This window comes from Sulfitobacter sediminilitoris, from assembly GCF_010667575.1.
Lineage (GTDB): Bacteria > Pseudomonadota > Alphaproteobacteria > Rhodobacterales > Rhodobacteraceae > Sulfitobacter > Sulfitobacter sediminilitoris.
The window spans coordinates 57,371-75,198 of sequence record NZ_JAABNT010000005.1 but is presented as its reverse complement, the minus strand read 5'-3'; the positions used below and the strand labels follow the sequence as shown (position 1 = coordinate 75,198).

The 17,828-nt window shown below is 59.2% G+C and carries 18 protein-coding genes; 9 read left to right on the top strand and 9 right to left on the bottom strand.

Annotated elements, in window-relative coordinates; genetic code table 11:
* Nucleotides 1-22: 22 nt before the first annotated feature.
* The 3 genes from trxA to GV827_RS09815 all read right to left on the bottom strand — a co-directional run bounded on the left by trxA (nucleotide 23) and on the right by GV827_RS09815 (nucleotide 2,691).
* Nucleotides 23-934 carry a thioredoxin gene (trxA, locus tag GV827_RS09825; RefSeq protein WP_164353635.1) on the bottom strand — a complete coding sequence of 304 codons (912 nt, stop codon included), beginning with the start codon at nucleotides 932-934 and terminating at the stop codon, nucleotides 23-25.
* Nucleotides 935-992: 58 nt separating this feature from the next.
* Complete coding sequence (locus GV827_RS09820) at nucleotides 993-1,781, bottom strand: exodeoxyribonuclease III (protein WP_164353634.1); 789 nt, start codon at nucleotides 1,779-1,781, stop codon at nucleotides 993-995.
* 223 nt (nucleotides 1,782-2,004) lie between these two features.
* Complete coding sequence (locus tag GV827_RS09815) at nucleotides 2,005-2,691, bottom strand: response regulator transcription factor (protein ID WP_164353633.1); 687 nt, start codon at nucleotides 2,689-2,691, stop codon at nucleotides 2,005-2,007.
* Nucleotides 2,692-2,859: 168 nt separating this feature from the next.
* Here GV827_RS09815 and ribA point away from each other — a divergent pair, with 168 nt between their 5' ends.
* Together ribA and GV827_RS09805 are read left to right on the top strand one after the other, a co-directional pair.
* Nucleotides 2,860-3,948: a GTP cyclohydrolase II gene (ribA, locus tag GV827_RS09810; RefSeq protein ID WP_164353632.1), complete on the top strand. Its 1,089-nt coding sequence runs from the start codon at nucleotides 2,860-2,862 to the stop codon at nucleotides 3,946-3,948.
* A gap of 23 nt (nucleotides 3,949-3,971) precedes the next feature.
* Entirely contained in the window at nucleotides 3,972-4,451 is a 480-nt protein-coding gene (locus GV827_RS09805; protein WP_164353843.1) for a L,D-transpeptidase family protein, read from the top strand.
* 306 nt (nucleotides 4,452-4,757) lie between these two features.
* On the opposite strand, the gene GV827_RS09800 is transcribed toward GV827_RS09805, so the two are convergent.
* Both GV827_RS09800 and GV827_RS09795 read right to left on the bottom strand, forming a co-directional pair.
* Nucleotides 4,758-5,411 (bottom strand): YggS family pyridoxal phosphate-dependent enzyme, encoded by a 654-nt coding sequence (locus GV827_RS09800; protein ID WP_164353631.1) that lies wholly within the window; start codon nucleotides 5,409-5,411, stop codon nucleotides 4,758-4,760.
* A 100-nt stretch (nucleotides 5,412-5,511) separates the two neighbouring features.
* Nucleotides 5,512-6,411: a porin gene (locus tag GV827_RS09795; RefSeq protein ID WP_164353630.1), complete on the bottom strand. Its 900-nt coding sequence runs from the start codon at nucleotides 6,409-6,411 to the stop codon at nucleotides 5,512-5,514.
* A 290-nt stretch (nucleotides 6,412-6,701) separates the two neighbouring features.
* On the opposite strand from GV827_RS09795, the gene GV827_RS09790 reads away from it, so the two are divergent.
* From GV827_RS09790 to GV827_RS09770, 5 genes are all read left to right on the top strand, one after another.
* Nucleotides 6,702-7,202 carry a DUF3576 domain-containing protein gene (locus tag GV827_RS09790; protein ID WP_164353629.1) on the top strand — a complete coding sequence of 167 codons (501 nt, stop codon included), beginning with the start codon at nucleotides 6,702-6,704 and terminating at the stop codon, nucleotides 7,200-7,202.
* An 84-nt stretch (nucleotides 7,203-7,286) separates the two neighbouring features.
* Nucleotides 7,287-9,833, top strand: a complete 2,547-nt coding sequence (gene leuS / locus GV827_RS09785; RefSeq protein WP_164353628.1) for a leucine--tRNA ligase — start codon at nucleotides 7,287-7,289, stop codon at nucleotides 9,831-9,833.
* Complete coding sequence (lptE, locus tag GV827_RS09780) at nucleotides 9,820-10,302, top strand: LPS assembly lipoprotein LptE (protein WP_164353627.1); 483 nt, start codon at nucleotides 9,820-9,822, stop codon at nucleotides 10,300-10,302. The genes leuS and lptE overlap by 14 nt, the downstream gene beginning before the upstream one ends.
* Entirely contained in the window at nucleotides 10,299-11,297 is a 999-nt protein-coding gene (holA, locus tag GV827_RS09775; RefSeq protein WP_164353626.1) for a DNA polymerase III subunit delta, read from the top strand. Before lptE ends, holA begins: the two co-directional genes overlap by 4 nt.
* Nucleotides 11,298-11,316: 19 nt before the next feature.
* Nucleotides 11,317-11,910: a glutathione S-transferase family protein gene (locus GV827_RS09770; protein ID WP_164353625.1), complete on the top strand. Its 594-nt coding sequence runs from the start codon at nucleotides 11,317-11,319 to the stop codon at nucleotides 11,908-11,910.
* Nucleotides 11,911-11,918: 8 nt separating this feature from the next.
* Here GV827_RS09770 and GV827_RS09765 read toward each other — a convergent pair whose 3' ends face one another.
* The gene (locus GV827_RS09765) at nucleotides 11,919-13,103 is read right to left on the bottom strand and encodes a TIGR03862 family flavoprotein (protein WP_164353624.1); all 1,185 of its coding nucleotides are present in this window, start codon (nucleotides 13,101-13,103) and stop codon (nucleotides 11,919-11,921) included.
* On the bottom strand, nucleotides 13,100-14,431 hold the full coding sequence (locus GV827_RS09760; protein ID WP_164353623.1) for a mechanosensitive ion channel family protein: 1,332 nt from the start codon (nucleotides 14,429-14,431) through the stop codon (nucleotides 13,100-13,102). Before GV827_RS09760 ends, GV827_RS09765 begins: the two co-directional genes overlap by 4 nt.
* A 75-nt stretch (nucleotides 14,432-14,506) precedes the next feature.
* Here GV827_RS09760 and GV827_RS09755 point away from each other — a divergent pair, with 75 nt between their 5' ends.
* Nucleotides 14,507-14,800 (top strand): HNH endonuclease family protein, encoded by a 294-nt coding sequence (locus tag GV827_RS09755; RefSeq protein WP_164353622.1) that lies wholly within the window; start codon nucleotides 14,507-14,509, stop codon nucleotides 14,798-14,800.
* 205 nt (nucleotides 14,801-15,005) lie between these two features.
* On the top strand, nucleotides 15,006-16,211 hold the full coding sequence (locus GV827_RS09750; RefSeq protein WP_235930312.1) for a serine hydrolase domain-containing protein: 1,206 nt from the start codon (nucleotides 15,006-15,008) through the stop codon (nucleotides 16,209-16,211).
* 217 nt (nucleotides 16,212-16,428) lie between these two features.
* Here GV827_RS09750 and GV827_RS09745 read toward each other — a convergent pair whose 3' ends face one another.
* Together GV827_RS09745 and GV827_RS09740 are read right to left on the bottom strand one after the other, a co-directional pair.
* On the bottom strand, nucleotides 16,429-17,070 hold the full coding sequence (locus tag GV827_RS09745; protein WP_164353620.1) for an enoyl-CoA hydratase/isomerase family protein: 642 nt from the start codon (nucleotides 17,068-17,070) through the stop codon (nucleotides 16,429-16,431).
* A complete protein-coding gene (locus GV827_RS09740; protein WP_164353619.1) occupies nucleotides 17,067-17,816 on the bottom strand; it encodes an SDR family oxidoreductase in 750 nt (249 codons plus the stop codon). The genes GV827_RS09745 and GV827_RS09740 overlap by 4 nt, the downstream gene beginning before the upstream one ends.
* Nucleotides 17,817-17,828: the final 12 nt, after the last annotated feature.

Genomic DNA, 17,828 nt, shown 5'->3' with positions numbered 1-17,828 from the left:
GGGACGTAGCGCTGCGAATTGATCAGGCAAATATCATCGAGCTCAATTTTCGCCGTCCGTTCAGAACAACCGGATCATTTGGTTTCAAAGCGTCGAAAATCGTAAAGAGCTGGGTCTTGGCCGCCCCTTCATTCCACTCGCGATCCCGTTTGAAAAGCTCAAGCAGGTGATCCACAGCACCGGGCGCATCGCCGTTTGCGTACAGGGCCTGTGCAAGGTCAAAACGCGCCTGCAAATCTTCGGGGTTTGCCTCGACCGCAGCGGTCAGATCGGCGACTGGACCGGCATCTGCGGCCTGCCGCGCCAGTTGCAACTGTGCATGGGCGGCTTCAAGCTCCGGTGCCTTAGAAATCTCGATCGGTGCACCATTCAGAAACGCCTCGGCCTGATCCAACTCACCCATCGCGATATGCGCGCGAACCATCCCGCCGTAAGCGGCGGCGTTGTTCGGGTCTTCACCCAGCACGGCTGCAAACGTCTGTGCCGCGTCCGTCGCCGAACCCTCGGCCAACATTTCCTCTGCGGCCTCAACTGCTTCGGCCAATCCGTCACCGGGTGCTTCTCCGCCAGCCGCTTTCACCACGCGGTCCACGAATGCTTTGATCTCGGATTGCGGCTGCGCGCCCTGAAAACCGTCAATCGGCTGCCCCTTGTGAAAGGCGTAGACCGTCGGGATCGACTGGATCTGCAGCTGGCCCGCGATCATTTGCGCCTCATCCACGTTGACCTTAACCATCTTGACCGCGCCCTTGGCTGCGCGCACGGCATCTTCCAGCATGGGGCCAAGTGTCTTGCACGGGCCACACCAAGGTGCCCAGAAATCCACGATGATCGGGGTCGTCTGAGACGCCTCGACCACGTCGGTCATAAAGCTGGCTTCGTCGCTATCAATGATCAGGTCGGCGCCCGCTGCGCCGGTTAGGTCTAATTCCATCTTCTTCAGTCCTCGCTTGCTCGCGTTTGAAGGTTATATGAGCGCTTTGCCGCGTGAATCAAAGGTCAAAGGTTGCAAAAACCGGGGCATGGTCGCTGGGTTGCTCCCAACCGCGCACCACCCGCTGGATATGGCTGGAGTGCGCAGCGTTGGAAATATCAGGCGTGGCCCAGATGTGATCAAGCCTGCGTCCCTTGTCTGCCGTGTCCCAATCGGGGGAGCGGTAAGACCACCAACTGTAAAGGTTGCCCTCGGGGATGTCCTGCCGGGTGATATCGACCCAGTGCCCGGCGTCCTGCGTCGCGCCGAAGGCTTCAACCTCGACCGGCGTGTGACTGACGACCTTGAGCAGCTTCTTGTGGTCCCAGACATCGTCTTCGCGCGGCGCGATGTTCAGGTCACCGACAAGGATTGCCTTTTCAGGTTTGTCTTCATGGAACCAGTCACGCATCTCGGCGAGGTAATCGAGCTTCTGGCCAAACTTTTCGTTGATTGTTCGGTCAGGTTTGTCGCCACCCGCAGGCACGTAGAAATTATGGATCGTGGTGCCGTTCTCTAGTTTCGCCGCAACATGGCGGGCATGACCGAGTGCCGCAAAATCCTTGTCGCCCACATCCTCAAGAGGCAGCTTTGACAGGATCGCCACGCCGTTGTAGCCCTTCTGCCCCCGCGCAACCATGTGGTTGTATCCGGCCTCGGCAAAGCCTTCGGTCGGAATCTTGTCGACCGGGCTTTTGCACTCCTGCAGGCACAGAACGTCCGGTCCATGTTCCGCCAGCATGCGTAGCACCAGCTGTTCGCGCAATCGGACCGAGTTGATGTTCCATGTGGCAAGGGTAAAGGGCATGGTAGGCTCCGCTGGTGTGACTCGGCGCGAACCTACCCCGTGTGTCAGCAGGCCGCCATAGCGATCACCACAAGAAAAAAGGCCGGACACCAAGGTCCGGCCAGTCCAACAGGGAGGTATGTGTCATTACCCGGACACAAACTTCGGGATCTAGGAAGAGCGAAAACTCATGAAAAAACACGCTCTTGAATTGTAACTCCGAGAATCGGGAAAAGTTCCCGGTCTATGAAACTAATCTGTACCCGCCAGATTCGGTCACAAGAAGGCGCGCATTTGACGGATCTGGTTCAATTTTTTGACGCAGCCGGTAGATATGCGTCTCGAGCGTATGGGTGGTCACGCCTGCATTGTATCCCCACACCTCATGCAACAGCACATCGCGCGGCACCACACCGTCGGTCGAACGATAGAGGAATTTAAGGATATTGGTTTCCTTCTCAGTCAGCCGCACCTTTTTTTCGTCTTCAGTGATCAGCATCTTCATTGATGGCTTGAACGTATATGGCCCAAGTTGAAAAACCGCGTCTTCGGATTGTTCATGCTGTCGAAGCTGCGCGCGGATACGCGCCAGCAGGACGGGAAACTTGAAGGGCTTTGCGACATAGTCATTTGCCCCTGCGTCAAGGCCAAGGATCGTATCGGCATCACCGTCATGTCCTGTCAGCATCATGATCGGGCTTTTCACGCCCTGCTTGCGCATCAGGCGGCACAACTCGCGACCGTCAGTGTCGGGCAGACCAACGTCCAGAATGACCAGATCGTAAATGGCTTCTTTGGCCCGCGTCATGGCATCACCACCGTTGGCGGCCTCGAAAACATCAAAGTCTTCGGTCATGATCAATTGTTCGCTCAGCGCCTCGCGCAGATCGTCATCATCATCCACCAGCAATATCTTCTTCAACTGCGCCATTGGGCTGTCTCCACTGTTCGTTAATATAGAAATGTGGTCTGTCGCGATCTTCGACAAGGTTTTGTGCATTTCTTTCACGGGCTCGTGTGCCAATACCGCTCAAATGTTTCAATTCCGCCCCGCCTGACATAGATATCTTTCAATCCAGACCCGGAGTCGTAACAAAAGATGAGCTTTGCTCCCGACATAACAGAGCAGTTGGCACGCGCCCGCGCAGACCTGCGGATGGGTGTACCTGTGATGCTGCACGGTGAGAGTACAGCATTGGTGATGGCTGCGGAAACGCTGACGTCTCAACGTCTTGCCGATCTGCTTGCCTTGGGGGGCGAACCTGTGCTGGCTATCACTGCACGCCGGGCCGAGACGCTCAAGGCACGTGTCTATGACGGCGATCTGGCACGTATTGCGTTGCCCAAGGATGCCACACCCGCCTGGGTCCAAAGCATTGCAAATCCCGCAGATGATCTGCGCGCCCCGATGAAAGGCCCGTTCGCCTGTGCGCGAGGGGGGGCGACAGATGTACACCGTGCCGCCCTTCAGCTGGCAAAATCTGCCAGATTGCTGCCCGCCGCTTTGGTGCTGGATCTTCCCGGCGGCGTGGATTTTGCGGCTCAGAATCATCTCACCACGCTTGATCTGAATGCTGCTGCTTCGGCGCTGGAAACGCGCAGCCACCTGCATCCGGTCGTGAACGCACGACTGCCCATGGAGGTCTCCGAAGCCGGGCGGCTGCATATTTTCCGGCCAGAGGACGGCGGCGAAGAACACTATGCGATTGAGATCGGGTCACCGGACCGTGCCAAGCCGGTTCTGACCCGCCTCCATTCTGCCTGTTTCACCGGTGATCTGCTGGGCAGCCTCAAATGCGACTGCGGCCCTCAATTGCGTGCCGCACTGGCGCAGATGGGGGAAGAAGGCCACGGCGTCCTGCTTTATCTGAACCAGGAAGGGCGCGGGATTGGCCTGACCAACAAGATGCGCGCCTATTCACTGCAAGATCAGGGATTTGATACGGTGGAGGCGAACCACCGCCTCGGCTTTGAAGATGATGAACGCGATTTCCGGCTTGGCGCGGACATCCTGAAATCCATGGGATTTTCTGCTGTCCGTTTGCTGACGAACAATCCGCGCAAGGTCGAAATGATGAAGGCAAGTGGTATCGATGTGGCAGAACGCGTGCCGCTGCGTGTTGGCGAGAACCGCCACAACACAGCCTACCTCGCCACCAAGGCCAAGAAGTCCGGGCATCTTCTGTGAACCGTACAGCATCGCCATGGGATATGGTCCTAAGCCCGAAGGGCCTGCGGTTTTTGGGTCGTACCTATCCCTGCACCATCGGAAAGGGCGGACTCACCAGCCGCAAACGCGAAGGGGATGGTGCAACACCACGGGGGGCTCACAGGATCGTGGGCATGCTCTACCGCCCCGACCGCATGGCGCGGCCGGCAGACTGGGCCGTCCCCATCCACCCCGGCGATCTTTGGTCTGATGGTCCCGGCGACGAAGATTACAACATGATGGTCCGTGCGCCTTATCCCCACAGTCATGAAAAATTGCGCCGCAGTGACCCGCTTTACGATCTGATCCTGCTGACAGACTGGAATTGGCCCTATGCCGTGCCCGGACGCGGGTCGGCAATTTTCATCCACCAATGGCGTCGACCGGGTTATCCCACCGAAGGCTGCATCGCCCTCTCAAGGCAAAGCCTGCACCACATCGCCCCACGCATCCGACACCGTACCCGCTTGGTCATCCCCTGAGCACTGGACTGCCCCGTCACCCTTTCTCTGGGCTGGAGCCGCCGTCGCTTGAGCATGTCAGGGCAGGGCGACAGCCGGTTGCCAAGACGAATCGCGGAGGGACCCGCTTGCGGGATACCGCTATTCTTCTTGGGAAGCGGGTGGCGGTCTGACATGGACGGGATCAAGCGATGGTGGCACCAGACCCTCTGGGATGGTGAGCCAGAAGCCTCGCAACCCCAGAACGCATCACCAGCCCGGACGTAAAACTACGTCAGCGCACAAGAGCCAATCAATAATGCAGTGCGGCGAAGCCGCTCCTCTGGATCAACCCGCGACACGCGCGCCAAAGATTGCCGATCCGACGCGCACGTGCGTGGCGCCCAAGGCAATGGCGCGCTCAAAATCGCTGCTCATTCCCATGGAAAGGCCCGTCAGACCATTGCGCGCGGCGATCTTGGCCAGCAGCGCGAAATGCAGGCTCGGCTCCTCGTCCACTGGCGGAATGCACATCAACCCTTTCACGGGCAGGTCCATCGATAGACAATCCGCGATGAACGCATCTGCATCAGCGGGCAAAACCCCGGCTTTTTGCTCCTCCTCGCCGGAATTCACCTGTACGAAGAGATCCGGACAATTGCCTTCTTCCTGCGCTATACGCGCGATGGCCTTGGCCAGCTTGGGGCGGTCGACCGAATGGATGGCGTCGAAAAGGTCCATGGCCTGCCGTGTCTTGTTAGACTGAAGCGGGCCAATCAGATGTAGGTCGATGCCCGGGAAAATTTCCTTGAACGCAGGCCATTTGCCTGCAGCCTCCTGCACCTTATTCTCGCCGAAACAGCGGTGGCCTTGTTCCAGCACGGCCTGCACACGTTCATTGGGCTGTACTTTGCTGACCGCGATCAGATGTACCGACCCGGCAGCGCGACCAGCGTCTTTCTCAGCTTGTGCAATGCGGTCTTTGATCTCTTGCAGGCTCATCTTGGTTCCTCCGGTTCAGAGGCGCAAATAACAACAGGCCTGCACAAAAGAAAAGGGGCAGGCCAAAGGCCCGCCCCAAATCACCGAAGTGACGTTCAACTTAGAAGTTGAAACGCACACCGAAGTCGACAGCTGACTCGTCGCCGAGGCTACCGCCTGTGGAAACACCACCACGCAGGGAGGTACCGCCGCCGAGGTCGTGATTGAAGTCGATACCGAAGCTTGTGTCAGCCCACTGATCAGCATCTGCAACGTAGGCTTCGACGTTTGTCGCTGCGCCAACATCAACACGACCGGCCAGAACGATGTGATCACCTTTTGTGCCGTTGTCAGCAAAGGCCAGCGTTACGTCAACCGGACCGAAGGAACCGCCAACGGATGCCGCCAGCTCGGTGTCTGTTGCGAGGTCGGAATCCTGGCCACCCAGAGCGAATGTCCAGCCGTTCCAAGTGTAAGCAATGTGCGCTGCAATACGGTCGGCATTTTGTGTTTCCGAAGCAGAAACGTGTACGGAGAAGTCGCCTGCGGAGTACAGAAGTTCAACGCCGTTGGAGCCGGCAGAACCCAGACCGCCGGAGGAGTACGCGTCGCCGCCGAAGTTGTACGCGGTGTAGTCGTAGTTATGACCGGTCAGACCCAGATCGATTGGGTACATGCCAGGCATGAATTCCAGCGCGCCAAAGATGTTACCAACACCGACTTCCAGGCCACCGGAACGTGCGAAGTAGCGCACACCGTTGAAACTCGGACGGTTGCCATTAGTTTCATCACGCTCTTCGCCTTCGAGGCGAACACGTGCACCGAATGTCACGCCCGCGTCAGATTCTGCTGTCGCATCGATCTGAAGACGGAAACGAGACGTCACATTTGTTTCGTTCGTGCCAGTCGGGTTAGTTACGTGGATTACACCAAAGCGACCATAGCCGCCAAAGGTAACGTCTGCTGCTGCAACGCCGGCGGTCGCAACCAGAGCCGTTGTAGCGAAGAGAACTTTTTTCATGAGTTTTCCCTCGGTTTGAATTCACATGCCCAGACCGGGGAATCCGGAAAGGGTACATGAGGGTGTTTGCATCCAATGCCCATTGGTTGGCAAGAAGCACAAATCGCATCTCACCATTGCTCGGCCCAATGGTGCAGCTTTGCCACAGTTTTAACACAGGGTCGTCGCATGACGGGGGAGAATAGGGCCGGTTGCGCCGGATTGATCCCAGAATCGCCTTAATACATATGCCTTGCCCACGCAGCGCCGCTTGGATAGACCATTGCCTAAACAGGCAAAGGAACGCTGTAATGGTCCGTAACACCCTCTGCAGAATCGGAATCGCTGTCATGCTTTTGGGCATGCTGAGCGCCTGCGGCACCCTGCGCAATCTGGGCAGCGAGGCCACCGCGCGCCCTGACACATATACAAATGCAAACAACCCAAGCAACATTGAGACAGATCCGAACAACACGATCTGGTCGATCTTTAACCGCAAGAGCGCGGAACGCTCGGTCTCTGTAAACAAGTATTTGTGGTCTGCCTCTCTTGAGGTGCTGAACTTTCTGCCTGTGCAGTCGGTCGATCCCTTCACCGGAGTGATCGTAACTGGGTATGGCACCCCTCCCGGTGGCGGGCGGTCCTACCGTGCGACTGTCCTGATCGATGATCCTGCTCTTGATGCGCGGTCTTTGAATGTGGCGTTGCAAACGCGTGGCGGACGGGCCGTCAACAGGGCCACTGCCCGTGCGGTTGAGGATGCAATTCTCAGCCGCGCCCGCGAACTGCGCATTGCCGATAACCGTCTCTGAGCCCGAACACTCTTATACTACTTTCGCGCCGGGCCCTGTCGAGGCAACAGCCCGGCGTTTTCAATTCTCAAAGGTCCTACCGTAATGTCCCGATATATCCCTGCTGAAATTGAAGCCCGTTGGCAGCAAGCCTGGGAAGAGAACGAAACCTTCAAGGCCGTGCGCGATGCGTCCAAGCCAAAGTACTACGTGCTTGAGATGTTTCCCTATCCGTCCGGGCGCATCCATATGGGTCATGTGCGCAACTACACGATGGGTGACGTGATCGCGCGCTACAAGATTGCGACGGGCCACAACGTGCTGCACCCGATGGGCTGGGACGCCTTCGGCATGCCCGCCGAAAACGCCGCGATGGCCATCGGAGGCCACCCCAAGGACTGGACCTACGGCAACATCGACGACATGCGCGGCCAGATGAAGCCGCTGGGTCTGTCCATTGACTGGTCCCGCGAATTTGCCACCTGCGACCCGGAATACTACGGCCAGCAGCAGGCGCTTTTCCTCGATTTCCTTGAATCTGATCTGGTCTACCGCAAGAACGCCATCGTAAACTGGGATCCGGTCGATATGACCGTTCTTGCCAACGAACAGGTCGAAAACGGCCGTGGCTGGCGTTCCGGTGCCTTGGTGGAACGGCGCGAGCTGACGCAGTGGTTCTTCAAGATTTCCGAACATTCCGAAGAATTGCTCTCGGCGCTGGATACGCTTGATAACTGGCCCGCCAAGGTCAAGCTGATGCAGGCCAACTGGATCGGCAAATCGCGCGGGCTTCAATTCGCGTTCTCAACCGTTGATGCGCCCGATGGCCATGACCGAATTGAAGTGTACACAACCCGCCCCGACACGCTGATGGGCGCGTCATTTGTCGGCATCTCGCCGGACCACCCGCTTGCCAAGGTGCTGGAGCGCGAGAATGAAGACGTCGCAGCCTTCTGCGCCCAGTGCCGCACCGGCGGCACCACCGAAGAAGCTATCGAAACCGCTGAGAAGCTTGGCTTTGATACCGGCATCCGTGTGCGCCATCCCTTTGATACCGCGCATGAAATGCCGGTCTATATCGCGAATTTCATCCTCATGGATTACGGCACCGGTGCGATCTTTGGCTGCCCCGCCCATGACGAGCGTGACTTTGAATTCGCCACGAAATACGGCCTGCCTATCATTTCGACTTTCCTCCCGTCCGAGGAAAGCGCCGAAGAGCTTGATGAGGCTTACGTCCCGCCCAAGACCGACAAGGTCTTCTACAACCGGGGCTTTGCTGGAGAGCAGTGGCAAACCGGCGAAGAAGCCATCGACGCCGCCATCGACTTCTGCGAGCAGAATGGCGTTGGTCAGGGCGTGACGAAATTCCGCCTGCGCGACTGGGGTCTGTCCCGCCAGCGCTACTGGGGTTGCCCGATTCCCGTCGTGCATTGCGACGCCTGCGGCGTGGTGCCCGAAAAGAAAGAGAACCTGCCTATCGAACTGCCCTATGATGTGGATTTCAGCACGCCCGGCAACCCGCTGGACCGTCACCCCACGTGGCGCGATTGCACCTGCCCCGCCTGCGGCGCACCGGCCAAGCGCGAGACCGACACGATGGACACATTCGTCGATTCGTCGTGGTACTTTGCCCGCTTCACCGCCCCGCGCGCCGAGACACCGACAAACATGGAAGACGCGCAATACTGGATGAATGTCGATCAGTATATCGGCGGCATCGAACACGCGATTCTCCACCTGCTTTACTCGCGCTTCTTTGCCCGTGCGATGCACATCACGGGGCACTTGCCGGAATCCGCGATTGAACCTTTTGATGCCCTGTTTACCCAAGGCATGGTGACGCATGAGATCTACCTCACACGCGATGAAAACGGGCGACCCGTCTATCATCTGCCCGAGGACGTGACCGACGGCAAACTGGCCGATGGCACCGAGGTCGAGATCATCCCTTCGGCCAAGATGTCGAAATCCAAGAAAAACGTGGTCGACCCGCTGAACATCATCTCGAACTACGGCGCCGACACCGCCCGCTGGTTCGTGCTGAGCGATTCGCCCCCGGAACGGGACGTGGAGTGGACGGCCTCAGGTGCCGAAGCCGCCTTCAAACACCTCACTCGTGTCTGGAACCTGTGCGACAAGATCGGACAGATGGACAAGGATGCAAAAGGCGAAGGCGATGACGATCTGCTCCGTGCCATGCACAAGACGATCCATGATGTGACCATGGGAATCGAATCCTTCGGGTTCAACGCGGCCATCGCAAAGCTCTATGCTTTCACCGCGACCTTGCAGAAATCCAAGGCCGGGTACGCGGCACAGCGCGAGGCGATCATGACCCTCGCGCAGCTCATGTCCCCGATGACCCCTCACCTGGCCGAGGATGTCTGGGCCCATCAGGGCGGCGACGGTCTGATCGTCAACGCGCCTTGGCCAAAGGCGGACGAAGCGATGCTGGTTGACGACACGATCACCATGCCGATCCAGGTCAATGGCAAGCGGCGTGCAGAAATCAACGTGCCCGCCGATATGGCCAAGGAAGAGGTTGAAAAAATCGCCCTCGCCCACGAAGCTGTCATCCGGACCCTTGATGGGGCCGCACCAAAGAAAGTCATCGTTGTCCCCGGACGGATCGTGAATGTTGTTGCCTGACCGCAGATTTGTGCTTTTGGCCCCGCTGGCGCTTGCCGCTTGCGGGTTCACACCGATCTACGGTCCGGGCGGAAACGGCCAGACCCTGCAAAACCGCGTGCTTGTGGATCCGCCCGGCTCACAGGACAGCTACCTTTTGGTGCGGGAACTGGAAGAGCGGCTGGGCCGCAGCAGCGATCCGGCCTTTGCGCTTTCAATGATCATCAACACATCCGAAGCGCGTCTTGCCATTGACCGCGAAGGCGATACCGGGCGGTTCAACCTGATCGGGGTTGTTCAATTCAGTCTGCGCAGCCTTGATAGTGGTCAGGTGGTAACCTCTGGTACAGTTGAAAACTTCGTCGGATATTCCGCCACCGGAACAACCGTTGAAACCCTTGCCGGAGAGCAGGACGCGCAGAAGCGTCTGATGAACGTGATCGCAGATCAGATCGTCACGCGCCTATACGCGGCAGATCTAGGCACATGAAACTCAACACCCGCGATGCCAACGCCTATTTCGCGCGCCCCGATCCGGAAAATGCCGGCCTGTTGATTTTTGGGGGCGATGCAATGCGTGTCGCATTGAAGCGGCAGGAGTTCGTCAAGGCACTGCTTGGGCCGAACGCCGAAGAAGAAATGCGTCTTACCCGCATTCCGGCGGCAGACCTGCGTCGCGATCCCGCGATGTTGCTGGACGCGATCAAGGCGGTGGGTTTCTTTCCCGGCCCGCGCGCAGCTTTCGTCGAGGACGCGAACGACAATGTCGCGAAGATCCTGATCGACGCATTGGCTGACTGGCAGCCGGGCGATGCACAGATCGTCGTCACCGGCGGTGATCTCAAGAAGACCTCAAAAGTGCGCAAGGCATTCGAAGCACATCCAAGCGCCTTTGCGGCCGCCATCTATGACAACCCACCCGACCGGGCCGAGATCGAGCGCATGCTCAGCGATGCCGGGCTGCACCCCGATGGCGAGGCAATGCCGGCCCTGACCGATCTTGCCCGCGTCCTTGATCCCGGTGATTTTCGCCAGACTGTAGAAAAACTGTCGCTTTACAAACTGAATGATGACACCGGGCTGAGCACAGAAGATATCATGGCCTGCGCCCCCACCTCGACTGAGGCGGATGTCGACGACATATTGCACGTGGTCGCCGAAGCCCGCGCGCGCGACATCGGCCCCGTTATGAGCAAACTGCAAGCTCAGGGTGTCACCGCCGTCACACTTACCATTATGGCAATCCGCCATTTCCGCACGCTCTACCGGATTGCGGCCAGCCCCGGCGCGCCCATCTACGGCGTGCGCGACCGCGACCGGGTGGCACGACAGGCCAAAAGCTGGGGCGCGGCCAAACTGGAGACTGCCCTCAGCGTGTTGACCGACACCGACCTTACCTTGCGCTCAGCCGGGCAGAATGCCCCAAGTCTGGCACTTGTTGAACGCGCTTTCATTCGCCTCGCCATGCTGGGCGCTCAAAGATAACCCACTGAAAGGACTGCCCATGTACACCGTCATCGGAGCCACCAAATCCCGCGCTTTCCGCGTCATGTGGATGCTTGAAGAAATGGGCGAGAAGTACATTCAAATCGACGCTGGACCCCGTTCAGACGAGGCCAAGAAGTACAACGCATTGGGCAAAATTCCCGCGCTCATCGACGGAGAGGACGTGCTTACCGACAGCGTCGCGATCATGACGTATCTTGGCGACAAACACGGCAAGCTGACCGCGCCCGCAGGCACCCCTGCCCGCGCCCGTCAAGATGCCATGACCTTCTGGCTGATCGACGAATTCGACGCGATCCTGTGGACTGCCGCGAAACACAGCTTTGTTCTGCCTGAGGAAAGCCGCGTGCCCGCGATCAAGGACGCGTTGAAAGCTGAATTCATCCGCTCAGCCGACGTTCTGGCAGACCGGCTGGAAGGTCCGTTCCTGATGGGCGATCACATGACCCATGCTGACATTCTGGCAGTGCACTGCATCAACTGGTCAATCGGCGCGGGCTTCCCCCGTGTGAACGATCGCCTTGGCGAATGGGCGAAATCCATGCGCGAACGTGATGCGTTCAAGGCCGCACAGGCCAAGCAACCGGGATAAGGCCGCGCCTACCCTGCCTTGCGCAGCCATTCGACAGCATGAAGCCCCGCCCAGCGCCCTGTCGCAAGGCAGGCGCTGATCAGGTATCCACCGGTCGGCGCTTCCCAGTCCAGCATTTCCCCGGCGGCAAAAACGCCGGGCAAATCGCGCAGCATCAATGTGTCGTCAAGTGCATCGAACGGAATGCCGCCCGCGGTCGAGATGGCCTCATCCATGGGTCGCAAGCCCGCGTGCTTGATGGGCAACGCTTTCAACAGCCGGGCCGTGGCTCGCAGACCATCCGGCAAGGGACGTGCCATTTCCTGCACCAGGGCGATCTGCGCCGGAGACAGGTTCAGCGTTTTGCGGAGGTGATTTGACAGACTGGCCTTGCCGCGCGGCTTGCTCAGCCGTGCAGTAATATCGGGCACCGTCAGATCGGGGAACAGGTCAAGTGTCAGCGGATGGCCTTCGCGCACGCCCCTCGAGACGGAATAGATACCGCCCCCTTCGAGCCCCCGCGCCGAAAGCGTGGCTTCGCCCCGCGATGTATAGGGACCAGCATGCCATGCCACCCCTTTCAATGCAGCACCGAAATGTTTGGACATATGGCTCGACCACTTGACCGAAACACCCGCATTGGCTGCAGCAAATGGCGCAATCTCCACACCCTGCCGTTTGAGGATATCCGCCCATTCCCCGGTTGCCCCCAATCGTGACCAGCTTGCGCCGCCCAGGGCCAACACGGTCACATCAGCAGCGAGCGTTTGCTCACCCTCAGGTGTACTAAATATCAGCGCCCCGTCGCGCCATCCCTGCCACGCCCAGCGCGTGTGCACCTCCACGCCGGTCTCGGCAAGCCGTCCCATCCAGGCGCGCAACAAGGGCGAGGCTTTCATCGCCACGGGAAACACCCGGCCGGTGGAGCCGGTGAAGACCTCTTGCTCCAGTCCCTGCGCCCAGGCTTTCACCGCATCACTATCAAAAGCCCGGATGATTGAGGCCAAAGGCCCGGTTGCTTCTGCGAATGCCTCTGTGAAAGGGTCCAGCGCCTCGTCCTTGGTCAGGTTCAACCCGGACTTTCCCGCCATCAGAAACTTGCGCCCGACAGAAGGCTTGGCCTCGCACAGGGTCACCTTTAGCCCGGCCGCCGCCATGACCTCCGCGGCCATAAGCCCCGCCGGACCGGCCCCGATTACCACGGCATGGTTCACGGCGTTTCTTTCGGCAGTCCGCCTTTGATCTCGACCACCCGCTGTGGATACGGGATTTCCACACCGGCGTCCTTCAGGGCATTCCAGATCAGGAACAGCACATCTGACGTGTATTTGTTCGGCCCGTCATCCAGACCGTTCACCCAGAATTCCACCGCGAAATCGATGCCGCTCTCGCCAAAACCACGCAGTTCGCAATCGGGAGGATATGGGACGTCCAGCACTTCCGGGTGGGATGCCACTGCTGCTTCGATCAGCGGCGGGATCTTGTTGATGTCCGTGTCGTAGCTGACCGAAAACGGCGCCTCGTAGCGGTTTGCCGATCCGCTGTCTGAATAATTCACCACACGCGTCGTGATGAAATCCTCGTTCGGCACAACGATCCAGCGCCCGTCGAATGTCTCCAGTATTGCGGCCCGTGCCATCATCTTGACGATCTTGCCCTGCTCGCCGCCGTCCAGCTCCACGTAGTCTCCGACGGTCGCCTGACCTTCGACCAACAGGATCACGCCAGAGATGAAGTTCGACGCAATCTTTTGCAGGCCAAAGCCCAGCCCCACACCGATTGCACCACCCAGGACCGCAAGCGTTGTCAGGTCGATCCCAAGAATGTTCATCAGCAGCAGGAACGCGATGGCAAAAATCGTGAACTCCGCCGTCTTGATCAGCAACTGGCGGATGGAGGGGCGCATTTCCTTGTTCTGCGCAATCAGCGCCGTGGTTTGGCTGTTCGACCACTGGCCCAGCCAGAACAGCAACGACCCCGCGATAATGCCGCGCACCAGCGTCATCAGCGAAAATCGAATGTTGCCGACGCCGACGATGGTTTCGCTCAACCGTGCGCTCACCACGTCCAGCAGCCCGACCGTGTAAATCGCCATGATCGGGAGCAGGATATAGCGCCCCAGCAGCTTGAGGAACGGGTCCGTGATGATGTCCCGCACCAGCGCCCGCGCCGCAAGGAACAAGAATACCCGCTTGCCAAACGCAATCACGGCACCGCTGTCAAAGAGCGACCGCACGATGCTTTCCCCGATGCCCGTCAGGGCATAGGCCAGCAGGGGCGAGATCAGCGGCAGGAACTGCAACAGGAAGCGGCGCGGCGTCGAAAAGAGGTTCTCCTTCTCGCCCGGATCAATCACCCGTGCCAGTGCCGGGCGCATCCTTCGGGAAATCAGACCCGCCAGAAGCCACGCCAATACCAGCAGGCCAAATTGCGACCACGCCTCGGGACTCAGCAGCCAGCTCATCGCCAGCTCCCATGCCTGCACCGCATACCCGTAGGCTTGCTGTACGATTTCCGGCTGTTGGGAGAGATCAAACTCCATACCTGCGCCTTGTCTTTCTTCGGTGTTGCGTCATCCTCTTGCCCGTCCCGCCGTCCGCGTTCAAGGTCTTTGCTGATGTCCGACCCGATATGCCCGCTTTGCCTTCGCCCGATCCCCGGGGACGTCCCGCAAAGCCTGCACCACCTGATCCCGAAACTGAAAGGGGGTAAAGGCGGCCCGACAGTGTTGATGCATCACATCTGCCACCGGGAAATTCATGCGACGCTTTCAGAAGCGGAACTGGCACGGCATTTCAGCACGCCAGAGGCGCTGCGAACCCATCCGCGCCTTGCAAAATTCGCGGCTTGGGTGGCCAAGCGCCCGCCCGGGTTCCGATCCAAGGTGCCGGGCAAGCGGCGTGGTCGATGAGGGCGTTGCGCAGACAATCAGCCGTCCCTGCGCTAACATCAACTAATAAATCAAGATTCGTTGAGGGGAGGGTTTCATGCTTGGATATTGGAAAAATCTAATCACCGGTGTGCTTTGTTTGCTGCTTACACCTGTCACAACAGCGGTTCATGCTCAGACTGATGTCCTATCAGCCAAGGAGTCCGATCCTCGCGTCATGGGATGGATGCAGGGTTTTCCCCCGCCCGCTGACAAGCTGATCACGCAACCCGATTCCAACTATTTCAGCTTTCCCAAATTGCGCTGGTCGGTCTGCCACCTGCGCGAGTTTCTTCCGACCGAAGAAATCAGCCGTGGCACCGCTGCTCCTGTGGCGTTGCAATACCCGTCGCCCGCCCGTTTTGCCGATCTGCGTCAAAGCATCGATGCGCTCAGCTTCATGCCGATCAACGGTGAAAAAGAGATGACGTGGGAGGAATCCCTCTATGCCAATTACACCGATGGCATCCTGATCCTGCATAAAGGGCAGGTCGTCTACGAGCGCTATTTTGGCTGTCTGCAGGAGGACGGCAAGCACGCGATCATGTCGATGACAAAGTCGATCACGGGACTACTGGGCCAAATTCTCGTCGTTGAAGGGGTGCTGGATGACACGCTTTTGGTACGCGATGTCATCCCTGAAATCGGCGAAAGCGCTTTTGCGACTGTTACGATCCGCGAGGTCATGGATATGACCACGGGCGTCAAATACTCCGAGGATTACTCTGATCCTAATGCGGACATCTGGTTGTACTCCGCCGCCGCCAGCCCGCTGCCGAAACCTGAGGATTACGCTGGGCCCAACGGATATTGGGAGTACCTCCAGCAGGTCGCAGCCGATGGGCAACACGGCGATGCATTTCACTACAAGACCATCAATTCAGATATGCTTGGCTGGATCATCAGCCGGGTCACGGGAAAGTCAGTCACTGAACTGGCCTCTGACCGGCTTTGGCGGCCCATGGGAGCCGAACAGGATGCCTACCAGACCGTTGACGGCAAGGGTGTCCCCTTCGCTGGCGGAGGCGTGACCGCAGGTTTGCGTGATCTCGGACGGCTGGGTCTTGTCATGCTGAACCAAGGGGAAATCAACGGCAAAAAACTGTTTCCGGCCGAGGTTGTCCAGACCATTGCAGCCGGGGGCGACCCGGCCAAGTTCAGTGGCTTCCCCACCCTGCCCAGCGGCAGCTACACCAGCCAATGGTGGGTATTTCACAATGACCACGGTGCCTATGCCGCGCGCGGGGTGCATGGTCAGACCATCTATGTGGACCCGACGGCACAGATGGTTCTAGTCCGCCTTGCCTCTTTCCCGAGGGCACAGAACGGATACATCGATCCGACCTCCCTCCCTGCCTATCAGGCCGTGGCAGAGTTCTTGATGTCGCAATAGACGCGCCCCAGGACGACAGGATCACTTGCCAGGCGTTGTGCAACGGGCTGCCTCGGCGGAACGGCATCCATTCGCCAACCGCGCTTGACACCTGGCCCGGCAGGACGGATCGTGCAAAAAAGGCAGTGAAACGAGGCACCCCATGCGCATTCTTCTGACCCTGACGGCTCTGACCCTACTTGCCGCCTGCGACGTGCCCTTTGTGCCGCTGATCTGATCAGACGGTCCCCGGATCGCCCGCCATGGGTCCCGGACCGCACATCTCCTTGATCCCGATGGCGTGCTCCGGTGCGGCAGCAACCGTATCCTCGGTCAGCATACGCGCGTGCGCCATCAGGTCATCCCGCTCTATGATCCGGTCGATCAGACCAAATCTCAGGGCCTCTTCGGCCTCGATCTTCTGACCGCCCATCAGGATAAGCTTGGTGCGCGCAGGACCGATCAGGGCCGACATGCGGGCAGGGTCGGACGGCTGCGGCAGGAAACCAAGCTTCATCACCGGGTAAAAGAACTTCGATCCCGGCACCGCGATGCGCAGGTCACAGGCCAGCGCCATGCCCATGGCGCCCCCCGCCAAGGTGCCGTTCAAGGCGGCAATCGTCAGACCCGGCAGCGCGGCAATCGCGCCTGACAACCGCTCCCAGACATCGGATTTCGCCAGCCCGGCCACGGCTTCTTCCAGATCGGCACCGGCGCTGAAGACCTTGCCGGTTCCCGTCAGGATCACCGCCCGGGCAGATTGTGCGTCTTCCATGATGTCTGCCAGTTCACTCAGCATCGCGTGCGTCAGCGAATTCGCCTTGTCGGGACGGTTGATGGTGACAGTCCAGACGTCCGCCTCTTTGTTAAGGTCGATCATATCAGCCCCACCGCGCGACGGATGTCTTCATCCCGCAGGGAAATCTCATCCCCGATGAACCGGTCTGCCTCGGCGCCGCACATCCACAGCAGACATTTGGCGGGCCAGTCTGCCGGGATGTGATCCTCCCAATCCAGTTGGCTGACAGGGTTGATGCCAGACGCCTTGATCTCGCGTTGCATCTGGGTGGCCACGGTGCCGGGCGACAGGCCCATGGCGCGGATGCCGTTCCCGGCCTCTTCCTTGTGCACACAGCGCGTCAGCATGTTCACAGCAGCCTTAGAGGCGCAGTAATGGCTCCATGCCTCAATCGGGTGATGTGCCGCGCCTGAAGAAATTGTCAGAATGGACCCGGCCCCTTGTGCCTTCATCACTGGCAAGGCCGCGCGCATGCCATTGAAGACCCCCTTGAGGTTTACATCAATCACCTGTCCCCACTCGTCAGGATCGGCATCGGCCAGATGCGAGATCGGCTCGATCACGCCAGCGTTGTTGATCAGCACATCGAGACCGCCAAAGGCGCTTGCGGTTTTCTCAACCGCCGCCGCCATCTCTGTATAGCGGGCGACATTGCAGGGGATGGCGATGGCTTTGGGCCCAAGTTCACCGGCCAGTTCGGCGATTGCCTCTTGGGACCGGGCAAGCAGCGCCACATTGGCACCTGCATCGGCGAACACCCGTGCTGCTTCGGCGCCGATACCCCGGCTTGCCCCCGTAATCATGACCGTCTTGCCGTTCATATCCATCTGCGCGGTCCT